General features: G+C 70.9%; 20 protein-coding genes. 12 read left to right on the top strand and 8 right to left on the bottom strand.

Going from position 1 to position 23315, the window contains the following annotated elements; translation table 11 throughout:
- Positions 1–130: 130 nt before the first annotated feature.
- Positions 131–2758 carry a glycoside hydrolase family 9 protein gene (locus tag IE307_RS02250; RefSeq protein ID WP_229904301.1) on the bottom strand — a complete coding sequence of 876 codons (2628 nt, stop codon included), beginning with the start codon at positions 2756–2758 and terminating at the stop codon, positions 131–133.
- 204 nt (positions 2759–2962) lie between these two features.
- Between IE307_RS02250 and IE307_RS02245 the strand changes: the two genes are divergently transcribed.
- Positions 2963–5011 carry a cellulase family glycosylhydrolase gene (locus tag IE307_RS02245; protein WP_191295735.1) on the top strand — a complete coding sequence of 683 codons (2049 nt, stop codon included), beginning with the start codon at positions 2963–2965 and terminating at the stop codon, positions 5009–5011.
- Here the strand turns inward: IE307_RS02245 and IE307_RS02240 are convergent.
- Positions 4995–5957 (bottom strand): alpha/beta hydrolase, encoded by a 963-nt coding sequence (locus IE307_RS02240; protein ID WP_191295734.1) that lies wholly within the window; start codon positions 5955–5957, stop codon positions 4995–4997. The genes IE307_RS02245 and IE307_RS02240 overlap by 17 nt on opposite strands.
- Before the next feature lie 98 nt (positions 5958–6055).
- Between IE307_RS02240 and IE307_RS02235 the strand changes: the two genes are divergently transcribed.
- Together IE307_RS02235 and IE307_RS02230 are read left to right on the top strand one after the other, a co-directional pair.
- Positions 6056–7048 carry a helix-turn-helix domain-containing protein gene (locus IE307_RS02235; RefSeq protein ID WP_191295733.1) on the top strand — a complete coding sequence of 331 codons (993 nt, stop codon included), beginning with the start codon at positions 6056–6058 and terminating at the stop codon, positions 7046–7048.
- Between the two features lie 126 nt (positions 7049–7174).
- Entirely contained in the window at positions 7175–7960 is a 786-nt protein-coding gene (locus IE307_RS02230) for a GNAT family N-acetyltransferase (RefSeq protein WP_191295732.1), read from the top strand.
- Here IE307_RS02230 and IE307_RS02225 read toward each other — a convergent pair.
- Positions 7950–8600 carry a TetR/AcrR family transcriptional regulator gene (locus IE307_RS02225; protein ID WP_191295731.1) on the bottom strand — a complete coding sequence of 217 codons (651 nt, stop codon included), beginning with the start codon at positions 8598–8600 and terminating at the stop codon, positions 7950–7952. The genes IE307_RS02230 and IE307_RS02225 overlap by 11 nt on opposite strands.
- 155 nt (positions 8601–8755) lie before the next feature.
- Here IE307_RS02225 and IE307_RS02220 point away from each other — a divergent pair, with 155 nt between their 5' ends.
- Complete coding sequence (locus tag IE307_RS02220; protein ID WP_191296452.1) at positions 8756–10072, top strand: MFS transporter; 1317 nt, start codon at positions 8756–8758, stop codon at positions 10070–10072.
- Here IE307_RS02220 and IE307_RS02215 read toward each other — a convergent pair.
- Both IE307_RS02215 and IE307_RS02210 read right to left on the bottom strand, forming a co-directional pair.
- Positions 10065–11003 (bottom strand): alpha/beta fold hydrolase, encoded by a 939-nt coding sequence (locus IE307_RS02215; protein ID WP_191295730.1) that lies wholly within the window; start codon positions 11001–11003, stop codon positions 10065–10067. The two genes, IE307_RS02220 and IE307_RS02215, sit on opposite strands and share 8 nt — an antisense overlap.
- Positions 11004–11061: 58 nt before the next feature.
- Entirely contained in the window at positions 11062–11913 is an 852-nt protein-coding gene (locus tag IE307_RS02210; RefSeq protein ID WP_191295729.1) for an NAD(+)/NADH kinase, read from the bottom strand.
- A 166-nt stretch (positions 11914–12079) separates the two neighbouring features.
- Here IE307_RS02210 and IE307_RS02205 point away from each other — a divergent pair, with 166 nt between their 5' ends.
- The 4 genes from IE307_RS02205 to IE307_RS02190 are packed head-to-tail and all read left to right on the top strand — an operon-like array spanning position 12080 to position 15718.
- Complete coding sequence (locus IE307_RS02205; protein WP_191295728.1) at positions 12080–12697, top strand: M15 family metallopeptidase; 618 nt, start codon at positions 12080–12082, stop codon at positions 12695–12697.
- Complete coding sequence (alr, locus tag IE307_RS02200; RefSeq protein ID WP_229904300.1) at positions 12682–13785, top strand: alanine racemase; 1104 nt, start codon at positions 12682–12684, stop codon at positions 13783–13785. The genes IE307_RS02205 and alr overlap by 16 nt, the downstream gene beginning before the upstream one ends.
- On the top strand, positions 13782–14720 hold the full coding sequence (locus IE307_RS02195) for a D-alanine--D-alanine ligase family protein (RefSeq protein ID WP_191295727.1): 939 nt from the start codon (positions 13782–13784) through the stop codon (positions 14718–14720). The genes alr and IE307_RS02195 overlap by 4 nt, the downstream gene beginning before the upstream one ends.
- Positions 14717–15718, top strand: a complete 1002-nt coding sequence (locus IE307_RS02190) for an acyltransferase family protein (RefSeq protein ID WP_229904299.1) — start codon at positions 14717–14719, stop codon at positions 15716–15718. The genes IE307_RS02195 and IE307_RS02190 overlap by 4 nt, the downstream gene beginning before the upstream one ends.
- Here IE307_RS02190 and IE307_RS02185 read toward each other — a convergent pair.
- Both IE307_RS02185 and IE307_RS02180 read right to left on the bottom strand, forming a co-directional pair.
- Complete coding sequence (locus IE307_RS02185; RefSeq protein WP_191295726.1) at positions 15675–16796, bottom strand: ArgE/DapE family deacylase; 1122 nt, start codon at positions 16794–16796, stop codon at positions 15675–15677. The genes IE307_RS02190 and IE307_RS02185 overlap by 44 nt on opposite strands.
- Positions 16793–17770, bottom strand: coding sequence for a pyridoxal-phosphate dependent enzyme (locus tag IE307_RS02180; RefSeq protein WP_229904298.1), 978 nt, complete (start codon positions 17768–17770; stop codon positions 16793–16795). The genes IE307_RS02185 and IE307_RS02180 overlap by 4 nt, the downstream gene beginning before the upstream one ends.
- Positions 17771–17866: 96 nt before the next feature.
- Here IE307_RS02180 and IE307_RS02175 point away from each other — a divergent pair, with 96 nt between their 5' ends.
- On the top strand, positions 17867–18097 hold the full coding sequence (locus IE307_RS02175) for a hypothetical protein (RefSeq protein ID WP_089920220.1): 231 nt from the start codon (positions 17867–17869) through the stop codon (positions 18095–18097).
- Here IE307_RS02175 and IE307_RS02170 read toward each other — a convergent pair.
- Positions 18094–18954, bottom strand: coding sequence for a LysR family transcriptional regulator (locus IE307_RS02170; protein WP_191296449.1), 861 nt, complete (start codon positions 18952–18954; stop codon positions 18094–18096). The two genes, IE307_RS02175 and IE307_RS02170, sit on opposite strands and share 4 nt — an antisense overlap.
- 86 nt (positions 18955–19040) lie before the next feature.
- Between IE307_RS02170 and IE307_RS02165 the strand changes: the two genes are divergently transcribed.
- Genes IE307_RS02165 through ligA form a run of 3 tightly spaced genes read left to right on the top strand, consistent with a single transcriptional unit; the run spans position 19041 to position 22702 of the window.
- Entirely contained in the window at positions 19041–19853 is an 813-nt protein-coding gene (locus tag IE307_RS02165; protein WP_191295724.1) for an LLM class flavin-dependent oxidoreductase, read from the top strand.
- A complete protein-coding gene (locus IE307_RS02160) occupies positions 19853–20653 on the top strand; it encodes an alpha/beta fold hydrolase (RefSeq protein WP_229904297.1) in 801 nt (266 codons plus the stop codon). Before IE307_RS02165 ends, IE307_RS02160 begins: the two co-directional genes overlap by 1 nt.
- A 57-nt stretch (positions 20654–20710) precedes the next feature.
- Positions 20711–22702, top strand: a complete 1992-nt coding sequence (gene ligA, locus IE307_RS02155) for an NAD-dependent DNA ligase LigA (protein WP_191295722.1) — start codon at positions 20711–20713, stop codon at positions 22700–22702.
- Positions 22703–23315: the final 613 nt, after the last annotated feature.

Raw genomic sequence — 23315 nt, 5'->3', positions numbered from 1 at the left:
ATCGAATGTGACGAAACACCCGCGTGTCACATCGTGAGAGCGCGTTCCCGGCACTGCGCTGTGCCGGGAACGCGGTTGGGCTCGGGGCGGGACGCCTGTGCCGCGCAGAACCTCCCGCCCCGAAGATCGGTCAGGGCTCGGCACCCCACACGAGGGTGCCGCCGGTGTGGGCGGTCACCCGGTCGAAGTCTGTGAGAGCGCTCACGCGGTAGCTGTGGTCGTCGGACTGGGTGAAAGAGGACCAATCGGACTTCGCTGTCCTCACCTGGATCTCGCCCGTGCTCGCCCCCGCGGCGAGGCTGCCGGAGCTGAACGCCACTTCGAGGTACGCGTCGGCTCCCGGACGGGCGGACGCGAGCTTGACGACCCGCGTCTGGACGGTGGCGCACCCGATCTGCGCCCAGTCGCACCACATCTGGTAGCTCGGCGAAGGCGCGTCTCCCGTGAACCAGTACCGGATCGTGGTGCCGGTGAGGCTGACCGCCGTCGTGCCCCGGTTCGTGAGCTGGAGCGTGGCGCCGATCTGGTTCGACGTGGCCGCGCCGGATCCCTTGTGCTGCACGGACAACGTGCTCGCGACGCCGGGGAGCGTGCGTGTGGCGACCGCGCTGCTCGCAGCCGACGCGTTGCCCGCCGCGTCCCGGGCGCGCACGGAGAACGAGTACGGCGTGTCCGGAGTGAGCCCCGTGACGCGCAGGCTGGTCGCCGACGTCGAGCCCGTGACGGTAGTGCCGCTGAGCACGTCGTACACGGCGACCCCGACGTTGTCGGTGGCGGCCGTCCAGCTCAGGGTGACGGCGGTGGTGCCGGCGTTGGACGCGGACAGTCCACTCGGGACCGACGGCGGTTCGGAGTCCGCGACGCCGCCGCCGGGCTCGGTGCCCCACACCGTCGTGCCGTCCTGGCGGAGCAGGATCCTGTCGGTCTGGGCGACGGTGTTCCCGCTGCCCAGGCCGGTGTGAGACCAGTCGTTGGACGGGTCCCACGTGCCCGCGCTGGTGATGCGGAACTGCACCTCCTTGCGGAACGCGGACTGCCCGGCCGGAGCCACTCCGGGGCACGGGACGTCCACGTAGTACACCGAGCCGCTGTGCTGCGTCGGGGCGCTGGGTGTGCCGCACTGGTTGTAGTTCGTGGTGACGGTGATCTGGCTCGGCGTGGTGGCGCCGTCGAGCGTGAAGTAGTAGCGCAGCGAGCCGCTGAACGTCCGCGCCGGCCATGCGCTCTTGTTGAGCACGAACGCCTTGATCTCGGTGAACTGCGCGGCGCTCTGGTTCACCGACGCCTGCACGGTCAGCTCGGGGCCGTCCGGCGTCTCCGCGACGGGGAACGAGGTGAGCGGGGTGCCGCCGAACTCGCCGTGCAGGCGGGCGAGGGCACCGGTGAAGCCCGCGTTGTAGTCCAGCGCGACCTCGTTCATCACGTAGTCGCTGCGGCTGTCGGTGTACGCGTCGTTGTTGGTGCTCGGACCGCCGACCAACGCGCCGTACAGCACGTGACGGCTGACGGTGGGTTCCTGGATGCTGTCGGCCCACGAACCGTGCGCGCCGCGGTGGTGCGGGTTGCGCGGCGGGTTGGTGCCGAATCCGACCACGTAGCTCGCGTTGCGAGGGTTGTCGCCCAGGGCGTAGTTGATCTGCCGCACGCCGAAGTCGTGGTAGGTCTTCGCGCGGGCACTGTCGCGTGTGGACAGCCAGTCCGAGTACGTCAGCGCGGCGAACGCGGTGTTGGCGGCGTAGCGCAGTGATCCCCAGCTGTCGAGCACCGCCTGGCCGCCGGGGGAGTAGCGCACCCGGTTGCCGTTGTACCCGGTGGTCCAGAAGTCGAGCCAGCGGTTGGCGTCGGTGATGTACGCCTGCTCGCCGGTCAGCTGGGCCATCAGCACGTAAGCGCCGTAGGACTTGTCGTCCCACGCGATCGTCCACTTGTAGGAGCGCTCGGCGCTCTGCGGTTCGGTGCCGAGCTTCTGGTACTCCGCCTTCGCCTTGGTCAGGTAGCTCGCGTCGCCGGTCGCGCGGTGCAGCCAGATCGCGCCCCACACCAGCTCGTCCTGGTAGCCGCTCCACGAGTTGTAGAAGCTGGCCGCGTCCGTGATGCACGAGCTGTACTTGCCGCGGTAGGTGTCCGCGAAGGAGTAGAGCTGCTTGGCGTGCGTGAGCAGCGTGGCCGAATAGGTCGGGTCGGTGCTCTTGAAGACCATCGACGCCGACGCCATCGCCGCCGCGTACTCGCCCGCGAGGTCGGAACCGGGACACGAACTGTCCACTTTGTACGACGGACGGGCCATCGGCATGACCTCCGCCGACCCCCACCAGGCGTGGTCGGGGTTGCCCGCGCCGACCTGCCCGTAGACGACGTTCGGCGACGGGTGCGCCTTGATGATCCAGTCGGTGCCGTGCCGCAGGTTCGCCAACAGGTGCGGGAGCTGGCCGGAACTCGTGTAGGCGGCCCGGTTCTCCACGGCTCCCCACGCGAGCATCGACATGCTGAACGCGAACGGCAGCCCGAACTTCACGTGGTCGCCGGCGTCGTAGAAGCCACCGGACAGGTCGAGCCCGGCGTCGGACCCGTCGCGCAGGGCCGAGTCCGCGCGCCAGCTCACGCGGTTGCCCGCCGGCAGCTGCCCGGACCGCTGGGCGTCGTAGAACCAGACCGACTTCTGCAGCGCCTCCGCGTAGTTGAACGCGGGCGCCGCCACCGAGGGTGACACGTTCGGAGCAGCCACCACCGCGAGCAACGCGACGAGGACGGCTGCCACGGCTTTCGACCTGCGACTGTGCACGTCGGCCTCCAATGCCGGATCTGGGAGCGCTCCCAGATCCGGGACTGTAACGGTCATGAATCCCGTGCGACAGAGGCGTTTCCGCGTTCGACGTCGAATCGACGGCGAGCCTGTCCGCCTTCCGGGTGCCTGGTTACAGTCCCCGGGTCTGGGAACGCTCCCAGATTCTGGAGGTGTGTCATGACCGGAAGGCGTGTCGCCGCACTGGCGGCGGCTTTCGTCTCGGTGGCCGCGAGCGTCGGACTGGCGGTCGTGGCACCGGCCGCCGCGGCGCCGGGCTGCAAGGTGGACTACGCGGTGCCCAGCCAGTGGCAGAACGGCTTCACCGCGAACGTGTCCGTGACCAACCTCGGTGAGCGCGTCGACGGCTGGAGGCTGACCTGGACCTGGCCGTCCGGGCAACAGGTGACCCAGGCGTGGAACGCCACCGTCACCTCGTCGGGCGCCCAGGTCACCGCCGCCAACGCGGGTTACAACGCGGTGATCGAGCCGAACGCCAAGGTCTCGTTCGGCTTCAACGGCAGCTGGTCCGGCACGAACACCGCGCCGCAGTCGTTCGCGCTCAACGGTGTCACGTGCACCGGTGAGCCCGGCACACCTCCGACGACGACCACCACTACCACCACGACTGGAAATCCGGTGCCGGGCGACGCGATGGCGCAGGTCGCGGCGATGCAGCCCGGCTGGAACCTCGGCAACACGCTGGACGCGACCGGCAGCGACGAGACGTCGTGGGGCAACCCGCGCGTCACCGAGGCCTTGCTGGACAACGTGAAGGCGCAGGGCTTCAAGAGCATCCGCATCCCCGTCACGTGGGGCCAGCACCAGGCGGCGGACCACACCATCGAGGCCGCGTACCTCAGCCGCGTCAAGGAGGTCGTGGGCTGGGCGCTCGCGGACGGCTTCCACGTGATGATCAACATTCACCACGACTCGTGGCAGTGGATCTCGGCCATGCCGTCGAACCGGACCGGTGTGCTCACGCGCTACAACGCGATCTGGACGCAGCTCGCCGCCGCCTTCAAGGACTCGCCCGGCAAGCTCGTCTTCGAGAGCGTCAACGAGCCGCAGTTCACCGGCAGCTCGGGCGACGCCCAGAACGCGCAGCTGCTGCACGAGCTGAACGCGTCGTTCCGCGACATCGTGCGGCGCTCGGGCGGCAACAACGCCAGCCGGCTGCTCGTGCTGCCCACCCTGCACACGTCGTCCGACCAGGCCCGGCTCGACGAGCTGGCGACGTCGATCCGCGGGTTCGGCGACCCGAACCTGATCGCGACCTTCCACTACTACGGCTACTGGCCGTTCAGCGTGAACGTCGCCGGCGGCACGCGCTACGACGCCACGGCGCAGAAGGACCTGACCGACTCGTTCGACCGCGTGTACAACACGTTCGTCGCCCGCGGCGTCCCCGTGGTGCTCGGCGAGTACGGCCTGCTCGGGTTCGACCGGCACACCGGCACGATCGAGCAGGGCGAGAAGCTGAAGTTCTTCGAGCACCTCGGGTACTACGCGCGCACCAAGAAGATCACCACGATGCTCTGGGACAACGGCCAGCACCTCGGCCGCACGTCCTTCCAGTGGAGCGACCCCGAGCTGATCGCGCAGATCAAGTCGAGCTGGTCCACCCGTTCCGGCACGGCGTCGACCGACCAGGTCTTCAGCGCCCGCTCCAGTGCCGTGACCGCCAAGACGATCACGTTGAACACCAGCGGAACCACGTTCAGCGGCCTGCGCCAGGGCACGACGGAACTGGTGCGCGGCACCGACTACACGGTTTCGGGCGACCAGCTCACCCTGACCGCCTCCGCGATCACCAGGCTGAGCGGGTCGCGCGACTACGGCACGAACGCCGTGCTGACGGCCCACTTCTCCGCCGGAGTGCCGTGGCGGATCAACCTGATCACCCACGACACCCCGGTGCTCGCGAACGCGACCGGCACGACGAGCGCGTTCTCGATCCCGACGACCTTCCGCGGCGACCTGCTCGCCACGATGGAGGCGAAGTACGCGGACGGGTCGAACGCGGGCCCGCACAGCTGGACGTCCTACAAGGAGTTCGACAAGGCGTTCGCGCCGAACTACACCACCGGCGCGACGACGCTGACCCCGGAGTTCTTCGCCGAGGTCAACGACAACGCGCGGGTGACGCTGACGTTCCACTACTGGAGCGGCGCCACCGTCACCTACTACGTCACGAAGTCGGGAAGTTCGGTCACGGGGACTCCGTGACCTTCAGGCCACGGCGCAGCGCGTCGATCTCGTCGGCGAACATCCGCCGCGAGATCGACGCGCTTTCGATCAGCGCCGTGCCGTGGAACGTGCCGGGGTACAGGCGCAGCTCCGTCGCCACCCCGGCGTGCGCGAGACGCCGGGCGTACTCGATGCCCTCGTCGCGCAACGGGTCGTACTGGCACACCGTCACGAAGGCCGGCGGAAGCCCGGACAGGTCGGTGGCGCGGGCGGGGGCGGCGTAGGGGGAGACGTCGTCGCCACCCGGTTCGGCGCCCAGGTAGGCGGTCCAGCTGTAGATCGCGTTGGGGCGGTTCCACAGCGGGGTGTCGACGTAGTCCCGCATGGATTCGGTGTCGAGCCGGTCGTCCAACTCGGGGATGCCGAGGTACTGGAAGACGAGCTCGGGGCCGCTGCGGTCGCGTGCGAGCAGCACGGTCGCGGCGGCGAGCCCACCGCCCGCGCTCTCCCCGCCGACGCCGAGGCGCGCGGGGTCGATGCCGAGCTCGCCGGCCTTGGCCGCCGTCCACTGCAGGGCCGCGTAGCAGTCCTCGACCGGGGCGGGGAACGGGTGCTCGGGCGCCAGCCGGTAGTCCACCGACACGATCACGACGTCGAGCTCGTCCACGATCTTCAGGGCCTGCGCGTCGAACATCTCGACGCTGCCCACGATGAACCCGCCGCCGTGGATGTACACCAGGCCCGGCACCGCGCCCTGGGAACCGGCACGGCGGTAGACGCGCACCGGGACGTCGGGGGCTCCGGACGGACCGGGGGCCACCTCGTCGCGCACGTCGATCTGGTTGACGGGTTCGTAGACCGGCATGAGGTGGGCCAGCTCCGACTGCTGGGAGCGGGCGAACGTCACGGCCTCGTTGGAGGTCATGTCGAACTGCGGCAGCATGTCGAGCCAGGGCAGCACTTCGGGATCGATGTCGTAGCTCATGAACTCAATCCTCGGCTCGGGGCGGCGGTGCGGGCAGCCGACAGGTGGCGGGCGATTCGGCCCTCGGACCAGCCACCTGTCGGGGCTATGGTGTCAAGATGAGAGGCCTGCTGCTGAGGTTGTCCGGGCTGGACGCCGACGCCGAGAGCGCGGTGAGGGTGATCGGGTTCTTCGATCGCCTGATCACCGAGCGCGCGGGCCTCGACGCGTTGGTGCGCAGCACGTCCGAACTCGCCGGGTGCCCGGTCGGCCTGTGCGCGCCCGGACAGGGCCTGTCGCTGCGCGCCGACGCCGGGGGCGCCGTCACGGCGGGCCCGGTGCCCGCGCGGGCCTCGGTGCGCGCGCTGGAAGGCGGCGTGGAGGTCTGGGTCGCACGGGAGGGCGCGCCCGTGCCGCTCGACGACATGCTGCTCGAACGGTTCGCGATCGCCGCCGCCGTGCTGCTGGAGCACTCCAGCGTGCCGTTGCCGGAACTGGGCGATCCCGCGCTCATCGAGCTCGTCCTGTCCGAAAGCGTTGGCACGGCGGAACGTTCCCGCGCCCTGCACCTGCTCGGCATCGCCGCCACCGCGCCCATCCGCGTGCTGGCGTCGACAGGGCAGCTGCCGGGGCGGTCGGTGGTGCTGGGGAACGTGCGGGCGGCGCTGAGCACCGAGGTGCCGGAGACGGCCGGGCGGCTCGGCGTCGGCCCGCTGCTGCCCGCGATCGACGCGGCGAGGTCGTGGCAGGGCGCGCGAACGGCGCTGCGATACACATCGGACGGTGAGCCGGTGGTGTGGTGGGAGAAGCTCGGCGGCCTCGGGCTCCTCGCCGAACGCCTCACCTCCGCCGACGTCTCGGCGCTGCCGGACGTGCGCGCGCTCGACCGGCTCGCGGGGGAGCCGGGCATGATCACGATGCTGGACGCGGTGTGCGCCACCGGTTCGCTGCGCAAGGCCGCCACGGTCCTGCACCGCCACCACAGCACGATGACCGCCCGGCTGGCGCGCGCCGAGTCGGTGCTCGGGTTCGGTCTCGACGAGGCGCACGGCCGTTTCCGGCTGCACCTGGCGCTGATGCTGCGACGGCTGCGGGAGAACACCGCCGATTAGGGGCCTGTGTCGAAGTCCGACCCGGTACGCGGGCCGTCCGGCCGCACCACCAGGAACCACCTCAAGCGCGACTCTCATCGGACCAGACTTCGACACAGGCCCCTGGCCCGCCGCTAGGCTCGGCTCATGATCGACTTGACTGCGGAGTCCGTGGAGCAGCTCACCGAGGGCTGGCGCGCCATGGTGCTGGACCGGGACCCGGACGCCGACGTGCGCGACCTGCCCGGCATCGCGGTGCGGTGGGCCGACTGCCGTTTCCCCTTCTGGAACTGCGTCACGCTGACCGAGCCCGGGATCGGCGCCGACCTGCTCGCGCGGCGGTTCGCCGAGGCGGCGGACGTGGTGCGCGAGAAAGAACAGTTCGGCTTCCTGTGGGTGTTCGAGGACCTGGTTCCGGACGCCGACCTCGACGCGCTCGCCGCCCGTGCCGGGTTCGAGTACTCGTTTCCCGGCACCGGGATGGCGGGCGACCTGCTGCCGATCGGGGAGCCCGCGCACCCGGAGCTGACGTTCGAGCGGGTGACGACCGACGAGCAGCTGCTGGCGTACGCGGACCTCAACTCCCGCGCCTACGGGTTCGAGCCGGACGCCGGACGTGACGGCATCGCCGGTTCGGCGCTGTGGAAGAGCGGGGTGCACGCGTACCTCGGTCTTCGTGACGGCGTGCCGGTGACGTGCGCGGCGACGGTGGAGACGGCCGGCCGGCTGTTCGTGGTGCTGGTCGCGACCGATCCCGCGTGGGAGCGCCGCGGGTACGGCGAGGCCGTGACGCGCAAGGCGTTGCACGAGGGATGGCGGGCCACCGGGATCACCCGTGCGACATTGCACGCCACCGTCGCCGGAGCGCCGGTCTACCCGCGGATCGGGTTCGAGCCGAACTCGGCGATCCGGTTCTACGCGCTCACGGGCTGACGGGCGCCTGCCACAGCCCCGCGAGGGCGTCGACCAGGCCGGTCGCGGCGTCGTGCCAGCTCGCGCGCGGGGTCGGCGTGTTCTCGGCGAGGGCCCGCTCGCGTTCGGCGATCATGTGCACGAGCAGCTGGCGGGCCATGTCGTGCCGTTCGGCCCGCACGTCGTCGGGCAGGTCGGTCAGGCACGCGTTCAGCCCGGCCAGGATCCGCACCTGCGACGGCGACGACCGCGTCTCCTCGATGATGATCGGCCGCAACGTCGGGTCGGTCATGACCTGCGCGCCGAACCGCGCGAACCACGTGGGGCTGCCGACCGCGTCCAGGTGCTCGACGACCGGGCGCACGAGGCAGCTGAGCCAGCCGCGCAGGTCCGGGGCGGGGCCGAGCTCGGAGACCATCCGCTGCCGGATCTCCTCGACCTGCGCGAGGTGCTTGCGCGCGATGGCCCTGACGAGGTCGGCCTTGGTGCCGAAGTGGTACCCGACGGCCGTGTTGTTGCCCTGCCCGGCCGCCTCGCTGACCTGGCGGTTCGAGACGGCCACGACCCCGTGCTCGGCGAACAGGCGCTCCGCGGCGGTCAGGATCAGCTCGCGGGTGGCGTGGGCGCGTTCCGTCCTGGACGGGTTGTCGACCTTGCTCATCACGTCACCATCTTCCACCGGGAGCCGTTCCAGACATCACGGACATCGTCTGGGCGCTCCATTCTAAGTCAAGTGACTGACTTAGACTCGGTGTCGTGCTCCTCGAAGAAACGCGTCCGGTGACGCGACCGAACGTCGTCGTGGCCGTGCTCGCGATGGGCGGCATCGTCGTCTCGCTGATGCAGACCCTCGTCATCCCCCTCCTGCCGAGGTTCCCCGCGCTGCTGGGCTCGTCACCGGGCGACACCACCTGGGTGATCACCTCGACGCTGCTGGCCAGCGCGGTCGCGACACCCGTGATCGGCCGCCTCGGCGACATGTACGGCAAGCGCCGCATGCTCCTGGTCAGCCTGGCGATGGTCGTCGTCGGCTCGGTCATCGGAGCGCTGAGCTACTCGCTGGTGCCGCTCATCGTGGGACGCGTGGTGCAGGGCATGGCCGTCGGCGTCATCCCCCTCGGCATCAGCATCATGCGCGACGAGCTGCCCCGCGAACGCCTGGCCGGCGCGACCGCGCTGATGAGCGCCTCCCTCGGCGTCGGCGGCGCGCTCGGTCTGCCCGCCGCGGCCATCCTGGTCGAGCAGAGCGACTGGCACATGCTGTTCTGGGTGTCGGCGGCAGCGGGTTTGCTGGCACTGGTGGCGGTGCTGGTCTGGGTGCCTGAGTCACCGGTGCGCAGCGGCGGGCGGTTCGACGTGCTCGGCGCCGTCGGACTGTCGATCGCCCTGATCTGCCTGCTGCTCGGGGTGTCGAAGGCGTCCGAGTGGAGCGGGAGCGCCGTTACGGGCCTGTTCGTGGTGACGGCCGTCGTGCTCGGCCTGTGGGGCTGGTGGGAGCTGAGGTCCGCACAGCCGCTGGTCGACCTGCGCACCACAGCACGCCGCCAGGTGCTGCTGACGAACATCGCGTCGGTGTCGTTCGCGTTCGCCCTGTTCGCGCAGTCGCTGGTGCTGCCGCAGGTCCTGCAGCTCCCGGTCTCGACGGGCCACGGCCTCGGGCAGTCGTTGCTCGTCACGGGCCTCGTGCTGGTGCCGTCCGGCCTGGTCATGATGGCGACGGCACCGGTGTCCGCGCGCATCTCGAACGCCCGCGGCCCCCGCATCACGCTGATCCTGGGCGCACTCGTCGTCGCCATCGGCTACGGCGCCGGCGTCTTCATGCTGACCGCGATCTGGCAGCTCGTGATCGTCTCGGCCGTGATCGGCGCCGGCATCGGCCTGGGCTACGGCGCGATGCCCGCCCTCATCATGGGCGCCGTGCCGACCTCGGAGACGGCCGCCGCCAACAGCCTCAACACGCTGATGCGCGCCATCGGCACGTCGGTGTCGAGCGCCGTCGCGGGAGTCGTGCTCACGCAGGTGGGCGCGCCGTTCAGCTTTCAGCTCATCATGGGCCTGGGCGCCGCGACCGCGTTGCTGGCAGTCGTGGTCGCGACGTTCATCCCGTCGGGCCGGGTGCGGCCGGTCAGCTGAAGAAGCGGGTGATCTCGCGGGCGACGACGTCCGGCTGCTCCTCGGTGAGCCAGTGCCCGGACCCGTCAACGCGTACGACCTCGAACCGCTCCGCCACGTTCGGCAGCGCCCCCAGGAACTGGTCGTGGGACAGCACCGACGCCAGCCCCAGCACCGGAGGCGTCAGCTTGGCGTAGGTCTTGCCGTCCGCGATGTCCTGGTGGAACGCCTGGTACCAGCCGTTCCCGGCGCGAATGGCGTCCGGGGTGTCGTAGGCGCCGGCGTAGATCCGCCGCGACTTCTCGTCGATGGCGGACGGCGTGAAGGCGGTGTTGGCGAACAGCCAGTCGAGCAGGTGCCGGAACCGGCCGGCGAGCAACTGCTCCGGAAGTTGCTGGACCTGGTTGAACGCGAACCACCACGGCGTGAAGCCGCCGGGCGGTGGCAGCAGCGGGAGCTGGTAGAAGCTCTCGTCCGGGTGCAGCACGTCCAGGAACGCCACCTTTCCGGTGGCCTCGGGGAAGTTCGCGGCGAACGCGAAGGCCGTCATGGCGCCGATGTCGTGTCCGACGACGTCGACCTTGGTGTGGCCGAGCCGCTTCACCAGCTCGTGGACGTCGGTCGCCATCGTCTTCTTGTCGAAGCCGCCGCGCGGCTTCTCCGAGGAGCCCTGGCCTCGTAGGTCGACGGCGATGACCCGGAACCTCGTGGCCAGCGCGGGCATGATCCGGTGGTACGCCCACCAGGTCTGCGGCCACCCCGCCAGCAGCACGAGCGGCTTGCCCCTGCCGCCGGTGACGTGGTGCAGCCGCACGCCGTTGACCTGCGTGTAGCCGTGGCGGAAGCCCGGGAGGTCTTGTTCGGGCGACCTCCCGGCTCGCGCGGTTCCGGTGCCCGCGGCGAGCGCGGCGCCCGCGCCCAACGCGAACACACTGCGTCTGTTCAGTTCCATGTCCATCGGCCCCCAGCCGTTGTCGGAGCCGACATCCGAACAAACGGGCAGACCCGCGTCAACCCAGTTCGGCGGAGTCCGTGAGCCGCAGCTTGCGCCGCGCCCGCTGGTAGAACGTCGTCTTCCCGAGCCGCACCACCCGTGCGGCGGCGGACCGGCCGCGCAACGACACCCGCTGGCCCGGTTCGACGTACCCCGCGACCTGGCCGTCCACCTCGACCGCGAGGCGGCCGCTGGAGGGCAGCAGGTCCAGTTCGACGTCGTCGTCGACCGACAGCACGACGCCGCGGCTGTAGGCGGAGTGCGGGGCGGCCGGGGTGACGAGCAGGGCCTCGACGGACGGGCTGGTGATCGGGCCGCCCGCGGAGAAGCTGTACGCGGTGGAACCGGTGGGGGTGGCGACGATGACGGCGTCGGCGGAGTAGCTGACGAACGGCTGGCCGGCCACGCGGACGGCCACCCGCGCGCCGCCCTCGCCGGGGACGCGGACCACGGCGACGTCGTTGAACGCGGTGACCTCCTGGCCGTTGAACCGGGCGTCGACGGCGAGGCGGGGTTCGACGGTGAAGTCGTGGGCGTCGATCGCGGACAGGGCGGCGGGCAGGTCGGGCACGTCGACCTCGGCCAGGAAACCGAGTCTGCCCAGGTTGACGCCGAGCACCGGGGCCCGTTCGCCGTCGGCCAGGCGCATGGCGCGCAGCATCGTGCCGTCGCCGCCGAGGCTCACGACCAGGTCGGCGCGGCGGCCCAGCTCCTCCGCGGTGACCGGGGTGGCCTCGCAGCGCAGGCGCTGGATCTCGTCGTTGATGCCGAGGATCTCGACACCGCGGTTGGTCGCCCAGCCGAGGACTGCCTCGACGGCGGCGGCGGAGTCTCGTTGCGGGTGCAGCACCAGGCCGGCGGTGTGCACGTCAGGTCGTCCTCAGTCGGGTCACGGTTCCAGTCTGCCGAATTTCCGCGGCGTGTGCGCCCCTCGTCCGAACGGCTGAGGCCCGCGGCACCGAACCGGCCGTTCGGCGTGCGGGCGTGACCGCGAGGAGGAGTCCGCAGTGGACACGGCTTCCTAGGTTGGCTGCATGACCATCCTGCTAGCCGATCCGATCGTGCGCGCCGTTCGCGTGCTCGACAACGGAGATCCTTTGGTGCCGTTGGACTTCGCGCCGGGCGTGTGGGTGCGGGAGGGGCTCTCGCGTCGCCTCGACGTGGCACGTGCGCTGCTTCCGTCCGGTGTGGACCTGCGGGTGGTCGAGGGGCACCGCAGCACCGCCGACCAGAGCGCGATCATCGAGCGGTACACGGCCGAGCTGCAGGAGCTCCACCCCGCCGCGGACGCCGTCGAGCTCGCCCGGTTGTCCAGCCGGTTCGTGGCGCCGCTGGCCGTCGCGCCGCACGTCGCGGGAGCGGCCGTCGACCTGACGCTGGTCACGAGCTCGGGCGCGGAGCTGTGGATGGGGACGGAGGTCGACGCGACTCCCGAGGAGAGCGACGGCACGTGCTTCTTCGGCGCGCCGGTCGACGAGGAGGCCCGCCACAACCGGACGGTGCTGGCCGGCGCGCTCAGCGCCGCCGGCCTGATCAACTACCCGACCGAGTGGTGGCACTGGTCCTACGGCGACCGCTACTGGGCTTTGCTGACCGGCGCCGACCACGCCGTCTACGGACCGGTGGAGGTGCCTGCGTGGGCGCGCTCGTGACGAGCGTCCGCCAGGTCTCGGCGGTACCGGAGCTCACGGTCGACCTCGCCGCGGTCGCCGCCAACACGAGCCGGTTCGTCTCGTGGGCCCGCGGCGCCGTCATGGCGGTGGTGAAGGCGGACGGGTTCGGGCACGGGCTCGGTGACGTCGCCCGCACGGCGGTGGCCGCGGGTGCCACCCGGGTCGGGGTCACGTCGCTGGACGAGGCCGTGCGGGTGCGGGAGTCCGGTGTGGACGTTCCCGTGCTCAGCTGGCTCAACCCCGTCGACGTGGACGTGCGCACGGCCGTCCGGTGCGGGATCGACCTGAGCGTGCCGAGTCTGGACCACCTCGCCGCGTTGCACTCCGGGGTCCGCGTGCACCTGCAGCTGGACACGGGAATGGCGCGGGACGGGGCGGCGCCGGAGTCGTGGCTGTCGCTGATGTCGGCGGCACGCCGGGCCGAACTGGCGGGGAGGGTCTCGGTCGTCGGCGTGATGGGACATCTGCCGTGTGCCGACACGCCGGGAGCGAACGAGTCGGGCACACGGGCGCTGCTGCGAGGGGTCGAGATGGCGCGCCAGGCAGGTCTCAAGCCCTCGGTGCGCCACCTCGCGGCCACGAGCGCCGCGCTGACCGATCCCGGCACCCACCTGGACGTCGTTCGGATCGGGGCCGGGCTGGTGGGGATCGACCCGTCCGGGACCACCCGGCTGCGCCCCGCGTTGCGGTGGACGGCACCGGTGGTGCAGGTGCGGAGGGTCGCCGCGGGGACCGGCATCGGGTACGGGCACGCGCACGTCACCGAACGGGCGACGACGCTGGCGTTGCTGCCGGTGGGGTACGCGGACGGCTTGCCGCGCGGCGCTTCGGGACGGGCGGAGGTGTGGCTGGCGGGACGTCGCCGGCCGGTCGCCGGGGTGATCTCGATGGACCAGGCCGTGGTCGACGTGGGGGACGACGTCGTGGTGCCGGGGGACGAGGCGGTGGTGTTCGGGCCGGGGGACGACGGCGAGCCGACCGTGGGGGACTGGGCTCGCTGGGCGGGAACGATCCCGCACGAGATCGTGACGGGAATCGGGGCGAGGGTGCGCAGGTGCGTTCGATGAGGGGGATCCGCGTCGCCGTGATCGGCGGCGGCCAGAACTGCGAGCACGACGTCTCCGTGGCGTCGGCGGCCTCGGTGCGCCAGGCGCTCGACCCGTCGAAGTACGAGGCGGTGGCGCTCACGATCGGCCGCGACGGCCGGTGGCACGGGCCGGAACTCGGCGCGCTCGCGTCCGGCAGCCTCGCCGCCGCGCTCGACGTGCTCGCGACCTGCGACGTCGTGTTTCCGCTGGTCCACGGTCCGCAGGGGGAGGACGGCACGCTGGCGGGCCTGTGCGAACTGGCGGGCGTGCCGTACGTGGGATCGCCGCTGCGGGCCGGGGCGCTCGCGATGGACAAGTGGGCCACCAAGCTCGTCGCCGAGGCGGTCGGGGTCCGCACGGCGAAGGGGGCACTGGTCACGTCCACCGCGGACTTCACCGGTCCGGTCGTGGTGAAGCCGGTGGCCGCGGGGTCGAGCTTCGGGGTGACGCTCGTGCGGCGCGAGGAGGACCTCGAACCCGCTGTGCGCCAAGCCTTGGAGCTGGACGACCGGGTGCTGGTCGAAGAGGTCCTGAACGGGCGCGAGATCGACATCGCCGTGCTGGACGACCCGGACGAGGGCCGCAGGACCGGGCCGCCGCTGGAGATCCAGGTGCCCGGACTCTTCGACACGACCGTGAAGTACGACGGCAGCGCGCGGTTCGTCGTCCCGGCCCCGCTGGCCGGCACCGAGCTGAAGGCGCTGGAGGACTCGGCGTTGAAGGTCTACGAGGCACTCGGCTGCCGCGGGCTGGCCAGGGTCGACTTCTTCCTGACCGACGACGGTTTCGTGCTCAACGAGGTCAACACCATGCCGGGCATGACGGCGGAGTCGCAGGTGCCCAAGATGTTCGCGGCCGCCGGACTGTCCTATCCGGACCTCCTCGACAAGCTCGTGCGGGGAGCGATGCGGTGACGCGCGTCGCCGGGCTGGACGTGTTGCGCGGCATCGCGATCCTGCTCGTGATGCTGCGCCACGCGTTCCCGGACGTGTTCCCCGGTGCGGGCGTGGTCGGCGTGGTCGTGTTCTTCACCCTGAGCGGCTACCTGATCACCGGTGTCCTGCAGAGGGAGCTGCAGGCGGGGGGACGCGTCGACTTCAAGCGGTTCTACCTGCGCCGGGCGCGCAGGCTGCTGCCCGCGTTGCTCGCGCTCGTGGTGGTCTTCGCGGTCGTCACGCTCGTGTTCGACCCTTTGAGGGAAAGAGAAAAGCTGCTCAGGACCGTGATCGTCCTGGTGACGTTCACGGGCAACCTGCCGATCAGCGGCGTGAGCCCGGCGGCGTTCCACGGCTGGACCCTCGCCACCGAGGAGCAGTTCTACCTGCTGTGGCCGGCGCTCCTCGCGTTCGCGTGGGTGCGCGACCGGACCGGCGCCGTCCTGGTCGTCACGGCACTGGGCGCGCTCGCGGCCTGCACGGCGGCGCTCGTCTGGCTGTGGCCGAACGCCGACAACGCCTACGCGCTGCCGACCTCGTGGTTCGTGTGCTTCGTGATCGGCGCCGCGACCAGGCTCAAGCTGACCGACGCACCGCGCTGGGCCGTACCCGTCGCGTTGGCGGTGCTCGCGGTGCTCTCGGTGGTCCCGCTGCGGGGTCACGCGCTGACCTACCTCGTCGCGGGCCCGGCGATCGCGGCCTGCACCGCCGTGCTGCTGCTGGTCTGGTCGAGGTGGGAGCAGGTGGCGACGCCGATCCGGCCGCTGGTCGTGCTCGGCACCCTGTCCTACGGCGCCTACCTGTGGAACTACCCGCTGACGCTGTGGCTGCGGCCAGAGCTGGGTACCGCCGCCGGGCCGGTCGCGGCGGTGCTCACGGTCGTGGCGGCGGCGCTGAGCTGGCGTTACGTCGAGGAACCCGTGATGAGGCGACCTAGCCGCAGAACTCCCGGATCGTCCCGGTCAGGACGTCCGTGAGGCGGTCCAGCGAGGCCAGGTCGACGTACTCGGTGGCCGCGTGGGCACCCGCGCCGTCGACGCCGAACAGCAGGCAGGGGATGCCGGCCCGGTCCAGCAGGGCGCAGTCGGTCCAGAACGGCTCGGCGCGGATGACGGGTGGTGCGCCGAGGTGGCCGATGAGGGTGCGGACGATCTCCGCGTCCGGATCGGCCTCGAACGGGTCCCTGGCCAGGCCTCGGGTGAGCGTGGCGCGGAAGTCCGGGACCGTCGCGGTGAGGTGGTCCAGGACGGCCCGCAGCTCGTCCTCCGCCTGCTGCGGGGACTCGCCGGGGACCGTGCGGCGTTCGAGGGTGATCTTGCAGGCCGACGGGTAGGTGGAGGCTTCCTCGCCGCCGCTGATCAGGGACGCGTGGACGGTGCCGGTGCCGAGCAGGGGGTGCCCCGGACCGTTCGCGAGGTCGGTGCCGAGCTGTTCCAGAGCCACGAGGAAGTGGCCGGCCTTGGCGATCGCATCGATGCCGAGCTCCGGCCGTGAGCCGTGGGCCGCTCTGCCCCCGATCTCGACCTCGAACCATACGAAACCCTTGTGCGCCAGCGTGACCTCGAGGTGGCTGGGTTCGGTGACGATGGCGGCGTCGGCGGTGAAGTGGCGGAGCACCTCTTCGGTGCCGAAGCTGCCGTGCTCCTCGTCGGCCACGCACGCGACGATGACGTCGCCACGCAGCGGGCGTTCGGTGGCGCGGGCCGCGGCCACTATCATGGCCGCGATGCCGCCTTTCATGTCGAACGTGCCGCGGCCGTACATCTTGCCGTCCTCGACCACCGGCGCTAGCGGGTCGCCGTCGTAGCCCGCCAGTCCCACCGTGTCGACGTGGCCGTTGAGCATCAACGACTTCCCGCCGCCCGTGCCCTTCCTGACGGCGACGAGCGACGGTCTGCCGGGGCGTTCCTCGAGGCGGTGGACCTCGAAGCCGCGGGCGCGGAACCAGTCGGCGCAGAAGCCGGTGATCTGGCGTTCGCCGTTGCCGCCGGGGACGAGGTCGGGGTTGACCGAGTCGATGGAGATCAGGTCGGCCAGCAGGTCACGTGGGTTCACGGGCGTCCTTCGGTGCTGATGAGCACTGCGGTGGCGATTTCGCCGAGTTCGTTCCGGATGGCGCGCAGACCTGCGAGAGGTGCGGCGCCGCACGGTCCGGAGGGGACGTTGTAGGCGTGCAGTTCTTCCATCGCCTTGGTGCAGTCGGCTTCGGAGATCGCCACGGCGGCGTCCAGGCCGTGGAACAGGAACGGCCACGAGGTGGAGGACGGGGTGCCGCAGTTCAGTCCGGCCATGATCGTGTCGCCCGTGGGGACGGTCGTGAGTTCGCCCGCCTCCAGGCTCGTGAGGACGCACGCGGCGCTGTCGGGTTCGACGGCGAGGAGTCGCGTGCGGGACTCACGGCTGCGGTAGTGGGTGATCACGGCCTGGGCGAACGAGCCGACGCCGACCGGGACGACCACCAGGTCGGGTTCGGCGTCGAGTTGGTCGTCGATCTCGTGGCAGAGCGTGCTGTAGCCCTCCACGATCCACTCCGGGACCTCCTCGTAGCCGGGCCGGCCCATGTCCTGCACGAGGACCCCGCCGGCCTCCGCGGCCGCGGCGACCGCGTCGTCGTACGTGCCGTCGACCACCGTGACCTCGGCGTTCTCGGCCCGGACCGCCTCGATCGCCGCCGCGGGCACGGTGTGCGGGACGAAGATGTGGGCCCGCTGACCGTGCAGCCGCGCCATGCGGGCCACCGCCCGGCCGTGGTTGCCGTCGGTCGCCGTGGTGAGCGTGACCTGGCCCGTCCGGTGCCGCAGAACGCGGTGAACGGCCCAGGACGCGCCCAGAGCCTTGAAAGCGGGCAGGCCGAGCCGGGAGGATTCGTCCTTGACGAACAGGCGGCCGATCCCGAGCTCCGCGGCGAGAGCCGGCAGCTCCGTCAGCGGGGTGGGCGCGTAGCCGGGCAGCCGGGCGTGGAAGTCCCGCACCTCGGTCGGCGCGGGCGGACATCGCCAGCTGCGGGCTCCTGGCCGCGTGAACGTCATGGGAGACAGCGTGGGGTGGGCCGGATCATTGGTCCAGCACATGTTTTCGACCTGTATCGGTGGAAGAATTCGACGAGTGGGGGAGGAGGTGCTCGGATGAGCGACGAGGAGCTGATCGTCGAGTTCGCGCTGGCCCGCCTCGACAACCCCGCGCTCGACCTGGAGGAGGTCGCCGCGCTCGTCGTCCGGCGGGTCGGGCCGGAGCGCATGGTCGAGTTCGCCGGGCAGACCCTGGTGCACCGCGACGAGCTGCGGGGAGCGGTGTTCCCGGCGGCCGTCGAGCACGTGCTGCGCGTGGTGCTGACGTTGCGCGGGCCGCGCGACTAGAGCCGTTCCGCGCTGCTGACGGCCAGTTCGATGACGCGGGTGGCCAGTGGGGACAGCGTGCGGTTCGCCTGCCACGCCAGGTAGATCTCCCGCGGGCTCAGCGCCGGTTCGAGTTCGTGGGTGGAGAGGTCTGTGAGCGCGTCCAGCGCCAGCCGGGGCATCACGGCCAGTCCCATGCCGGCGCGGACCATCGAGATCACGCCGCGGTTGTCGGCCGTGCGGAACACGATCAGCGGGGCGACCCCGGCGTCGGCGTAGACGCGTTCGACCCTGGCCTGGTCGCAGATGGGCGGCTGGGCGACCATGGCGGCGCCGTGCAGGGCCTGGAGCGGGACGGGGCCCTCCGGGAACTGGCCGCGGCGGGCGACCAGCGCGTACGGGTCGTCGAGGATCTTGGTCTGCTCGACGTCGCCGGTGAGGCGGCCGTCGAAGAAGACCAGGTCGAGGCCGTCGGCGCTGGGCTGGTCCGTCTCCTCCTCGAACAGGCGGATGTCCGCGCGCGGGTGTTCGGTGAGGATCTGGCTCACCACCGCCGGGAGGATGACGTTGGTGACGCTCTGGAAAGTGCCGATGTCGACGCGTCCCTCGCCTGCTTTGAAGCGTTCGACGGCGTCCTCGGTGGCTCGGGCGCGAGCGAGCATCTCGCGTCCGTGGGCGAGCACGACCTCACCCAGCGGCGTGAGGCGGACGGGTCTGGGGCCGCCAGGGCGGTCGAACACGGCACCGCCCACCGACCTCTCCAGCGCGGCGACCTGCTGGCTCACGGCCGACTGCGTGTAGCCGAGGCGCTCGGCTGCCCGGCCGAACGTGCCCTCGGAGGCCACGGCGTCGAGAGTGGCCAGGTGGCGGAGGTCCATCACGGCTTCAATGATAAGCGTCGCTTGTCGTATTGAGCAGAATCTATCGCTTTTGTTGATGCTTGCGTGTTCTTAGCGTTGACGTCATGAAACTGCGATGTGCACTGTGGTTGCCGTTGTTCGACGCGCTCGCCGATCCGGTGCTCGTGGCCCGGCTCGCCGCCGAGGCGGAGGAGGCGGGCTGGCACGGGCTCTTCGTCTGGGACCACGTCCGGTGGCGTGAGCCGATCACGCACGTGGCCGATCCGTGGATCACCCTGGCCGCGGTCGCGTCGGCCACCTCGGTGTTGCGGTTCGGGCCGATGGTCTCGGCCATCACCCGGCGGCGGCCGGTGAAGCTGGCTCGCGAGACCGCGTCGCTGGACCTGCTCGGAGGTGGGCGGCTCGTGCTCGGGGTGGGACTGGGGAGCGACCGGTTCGCCGGCGAGTTCTCACGGACCGGGGAGGAGTGCGACGACCGGGTTCGCGGGCGGATGCTGGACGAGTCGCTGGAGGTCCTGCGGGCGGCGTGGTCCGGGAAAGCTGTGCACCACCGCGGTGAGCACTACACAGTGGACGGTGTGACTTTCCTGCCACGGCCCGTGCAACGCCCTGGAGTACCGGTGTGGGCGGCCGGGTTCCCCGGTAACCCGCGCCCGATGCGCCGGGCCGCCCGTCTGGACGGCTTCTTCCCGGTGAACCTGTCCTCGGCCGGCGAGTTCGCTGACGCCGTGGGGCAGGTGGAGGCCCTGCGCACCGGTGACGGACCGTTCGACCACGTCTGCGAGGTCGAGCCCGGTTCGGACGTCACGCCGTACGCCTCTGCTGGGGCGACATGGTGTCTGACGGCGTTCGACCCCGCGTCTCTCTCGGTGGATCACGTGCGCGGCGTGCTGCGCGACGGACCGGCGGTGCGGTGATGCGCATTAACGGAGTGGAGCTGTGCTTCGAGACGTTCGGGTCGCCCTCGGATCCCGCTGTGCTGTTGATCCACGGCGCGTGCGCGTCCATGTTGTGGTGGGAGACGGAGTTGTGCACGGCTCTCGCGGCGCGCGGCCGGTTCGTTGTTCGTTACGACAACCGTGACACCGGGCTGTCGGAGAGCTATCCGCCGGGGCAGCCGGGGTACGCGCTGTCGGACATGGTGCTGGACGCCGTGGGGATCCTCGACGCGTTGGGCGTGGCACGGGCGCACGTGGTCGGGCGGTCCATGAGCGGGGCGATCGCCCTGGCCCTGGGCGTGGAGCACGCGGACCGGGTGGCGTCGCTGACGTTCGTGGCGACCACGACCGGTGACCCGGACCTGCCCCAGATGACCGAGGCGTTCCTGGAGGCGTCGGCCGTGGAGTCTTCGTCCGATGTGGAGAGCATCGTGTCGGTGCTACGGGCGTATGCGGGTTCTTCGCCCTACTTCGACGAGGAGCACGTGCGCCGGTTGGCCGTGCAGGACGTGGCGCGGACGGTGAACCTGGAGTCCGCGATGACCAACCACTTCCGCATCGAGTTCGACGCTCCGCGTGACGGCGGGTTCGGTGACGTCGTGGCGCCCACTTTGGTGGTACACGGTTCGCTCGATCCGGTCTTTCCACTGGCGCACGGGGAAGCGCTGCGTGACGCGGTGCCCGGTGCGTCGCTGCTCGTGCTGGACTCGGTCGGGCACGACCTGCCCCGTCCGGTGTGGCCCGAGTTCGTCGACGCCCTCGTGCGGCACACGGCTTGAGCGGTGCTCGATCGCGGCTGCGCGGAATTGTCAGGGGTGCCGGGTAACGTCCCGTCCATGAGTGCTGGGGAACGGATTCAGGAGCTCGCCGCGCGGATCGTGGAGCTGCGCGACGCGTACTACCAGGGCGAGCCGCTGGTGGCGGACGCGGAGTACGACGCGATCGAGGACGAGTTCCGCGCCCTGGTCGCGGAGCACCCGGAGCTCGCGCCGGAGGACAACCCTCTGGACCACGTGGGCGCGCCGTCGGTGCTGCACGCGCCGGTGCGGCACTCACGGCCGATGCTCTCGCTCGAGAAGGCGAACAAGCCCGAGCAGGTCGAGTCCTTCTTCTCGCGGTTCCCCGGCCAGCCCGTGGTCGTCATGCCGAAGCTCGACGGCCTCTCTCTCGCACTGGTGTACGAAAACGGGCGGCTGGCGCGCGCTGTCACCCGTGGCGACGGCACGACGGGCGACGACGTCACGTTCCTCACGCGTGCGCTGTGCGACGGCGTGCCGGACAAGGTCGCCGCACCGGGCCGCGTCGAGGTGCGCGGCGAGTGCGTGATGCTGCGCTCCACGTTCGACAAGTACAACGCGGCCCACGCGGACAAGCCGTTGATCAACCCCCGCAACGCGGCCGCGGGCACGTTGCGCGCCAAGGACCCGAAGGCGGTCGAGGGCCGGCGCATGCAGTTCTTCGCGTTCGACCTGACGACCGATCCGGAGACCGCCGACGCCGACCTCGACGCGGGCCTGCGCAAGCTCGGCTTCAGCGTCGCCGAGATGAAGCACTGCACGACCGCCGCCGAGGCCCAGGAGCTGATCGGCGGCATCGAGCAGGCGCGCAACTCGCTCGACTACGACCTCGACGGCGCCGTGCTGCGCCTGGCGAACCGCGACGCGTTCGCCGCCGCGGGCACCCGTTCGTCGTCCCCGCGCGGCGCGATCGCGTACAAGTTCGCGGCCGAGGAGAAGACGACGGTGCTGAAGGACGTCGTCTGGGACGTGGGCAAGACGGGCAAGATCGCCCCCGTCGCGTGGCTCGAGCCCGTGTTCGTCGGCGGCACCACGGTCACGCGGGCGACGCTCGCGAACCAGGAGGTCATCCGCTCGAAGAACATCAAGATCGGCGACACGGTCCTGGTCCGCCGCGCGGGCGACGTGATCCCGTTCGTCGCGGGCGTCCTCGACGAGTCGAAGCGCACCGGCACCGAGCAGGAGATCGTCCCGCCGTCGGAGTGCCCGTCCTGCGGGCAACCGCTGACCGAGCAGGGCAACAGCCGCGAACTGTTCTGCACCAACGCCGTCTGCCCGGCCCAGACCGTGCGCCGACTGATCCACTGGTCCTCCCGAGCCGCGGCCGACATCGACGCCATCGGCCAGGTGTGGATCGAACGCCTAGCCGAGACGGGCGACCTGGTGAACCCGTCCGACTTCTACACCCTCACCAAGGAACGCCTGCTCGAGTTCGACCGCGTCGGCGAGGTCTCCGCGACCCGCATGATCGAGTCCATCGACCGCAGCCGCTCCGTGGGCCTGCGCCGCGCCCTGATCGGCCTCTCGATCCCGATGGCCTCCGAAGGCACCGCCGCCCGCCTGTGCCGCGCGGGCTTCGGCTCCCTCGAAGAGGTCGCCGACGCGGGCGTCGAGAAGCTCGTGGCGGTGGAGGACATCGGCCAGAAGGTCGCCGAGTCCCTCATCCAGCACCTCACCCGCCTGCGCCCCGAGATCGAACGCCTCCGCGAACGCGGCGTCTCCCTCGAGGTCCGCGAGGAGGACCTGCCCCCGGTCGTCGTAGCCGGCGCACCCCTGGAGGGCAAGTCGGTCGTGATCACAGGCTCCATCAGCGACCCGCGCTCCGGCGAGAAGGTCGCCCGCCCGACCTTCCAAAAGATGTGCGAACGAGCCGGCGCCACCGCCGCCTCCTCCGTCTCCGCCACCACCGACCTCCTCATCACGGGCGAGGGCGTCGGCGCGAACAAGCTGACGAAGGCCGAGAAGCTCGGCGTCGAGGTGGTGGACCAGGGCGAGATCTGGACGAAGCTGATCGCCGCCGGAATCGCCTGACCGTCCGGAAGGTGGGAGGCTCCCGCGCTGCCGGGCTTCCTTGGCCCTGCAAGGTGGGAAGCTCTCGCGCTGCCGGGGTCGCCTGACCCGGAAGGTGGAGAGCCCCTACGCTGCCGGGCCCGCCTGACCCCGGAACGTGGAAAGCCCCCACGCTGCCTGGGGGAGGACGGCAGCCTGGGGGCGGAACGCCCTCGAATCGGTTGGGGCCGATGGTTCGGGGGCGGAGCTGGTAGTCGGTGCGGCGGTCGCCTCTCGGCGGTGGGCACTGCGCGGTTCCTGCTGAAGCGGTGTTCCGCGAAGGCGTTGTGGTGGGGCCCGGGGACTCGTTCCGCACCGACTGTCTTGTTCAACAGCGTGGGGTTCCGTTGTGTTCCAGGGGAATCTGTGTGCTGACTCACCGGCCGGGGTGCTGTTCCGGTTCCGTCGCAAGGGAACTTGCGAACTCGGCCGGGCTTGCGAGCTGAGACCCGCAAGCAGCCGAGGAGCTGACCGGCGAAGCTTGTGGCCGCCTCCAGGCGGCGCGCTTCGGGTGAAGCGGTGCCCCACGAAGGCGTTGCGGTGGGGCTCCGGGAACCCAGCTTCTGTTCTGCCGCAGAGCAACGACCGAACCCGG

The organism is Lentzea cavernae, from assembly GCF_014653695.1.
Classification (GTDB): domain Bacteria; phylum Actinomycetota; class Actinomycetes; order Mycobacteriales; family Pseudonocardiaceae; genus Lentzea; species Lentzea cavernae.
The sequence above is the reverse complement of the archived record's forward strand: the minus strand, read 5'-3'. Positions and strand labels throughout refer to the sequence as shown.

Coding starts and splice junctions, on each gene's coding strand:
- IE307_RS02245 (WP_191295735.1), top strand. CDS start 2,963: ATGACCGGAAGGCGTGTCGCCGCACTGGCGGCGGCTTTCGTCTCGGTG.
- IE307_RS02240 (WP_191295734.1), bottom strand. CDS start 5,957: ATGAGCTACGACATCGATCCCGAAGTGCTGCCCTGGCTCGACATGCTG.
- IE307_RS02235 (WP_191295733.1), top strand. CDS start 6,056: ATGAGAGGCCTGCTGCTGAGGTTGTCCGGGCTGGACGCCGACGCCGAG.
- IE307_RS02230 (WP_191295732.1), top strand. CDS start 7,175: ATGATCGACTTGACTGCGGAGTCCGTGGAGCAGCTCACCGAGGGCTGG.
- IE307_RS02225 (WP_191295731.1), bottom strand. CDS start 8,600: ATGAGCAAGGTCGACAACCCGTCCAGGACGGAACGCGCCCACGCCACC.
- IE307_RS02220 (WP_191296452.1), top strand. CDS start 8,756: ATGGGCGGCATCGTCGTCTCGCTGATGCAGACCCTCGTCATCCCCCTC.
- IE307_RS02215 (WP_191295730.1), bottom strand. CDS start 11,003: ATGGAACTGAACAGACGCAGTGTGTTCGCGTTGGGCGCGGGCGCCGCG.
- IE307_RS02205 (WP_191295728.1), top strand. CDS start 12,080: ATGACCATCCTGCTAGCCGATCCGATCGTGCGCGCCGTTCGCGTGCTC.
- IE307_RS02195 (WP_191295727.1), top strand. CDS start 13,782: ATGAGGGGGATCCGCGTCGCCGTGATCGGCGGCGGCCAGAACTGCGAG.
- IE307_RS02180 (WP_229904298.1), bottom strand. CDS start 17,770: ATGACGTTCACGCGGCCAGGAGCCCGCAGCTGGCGATGTCCGCCCGCG.
- IE307_RS02175 (WP_089920220.1), top strand. CDS start 17,867: ATGAGCGACGAGGAGCTGATCGTCGAGTTCGCGCTGGCCCGCCTCGAC.
- IE307_RS02170 (WP_191296449.1), bottom strand. CDS start 18,954: ATGGACCTCCGCCACCTGGCCACTCTCGACGCCGTGGCCTCCGAGGGC.
- IE307_RS02165 (WP_191295724.1), top strand. CDS start 19,041: ATGAAACTGCGATGTGCACTGTGGTTGCCGTTGTTCGACGCGCTCGCC.
- IE307_RS02160 (WP_229904297.1), top strand. CDS start 19,853: ATGCGCATTAACGGAGTGGAGCTGTGCTTCGAGACGTTCGGGTCGCCC.
- ligA (WP_191295722.1), top strand. CDS start 20,711: ATGAGTGCTGGGGAACGGATTCAGGAGCTCGCCGCGCGGATCGTGGAG.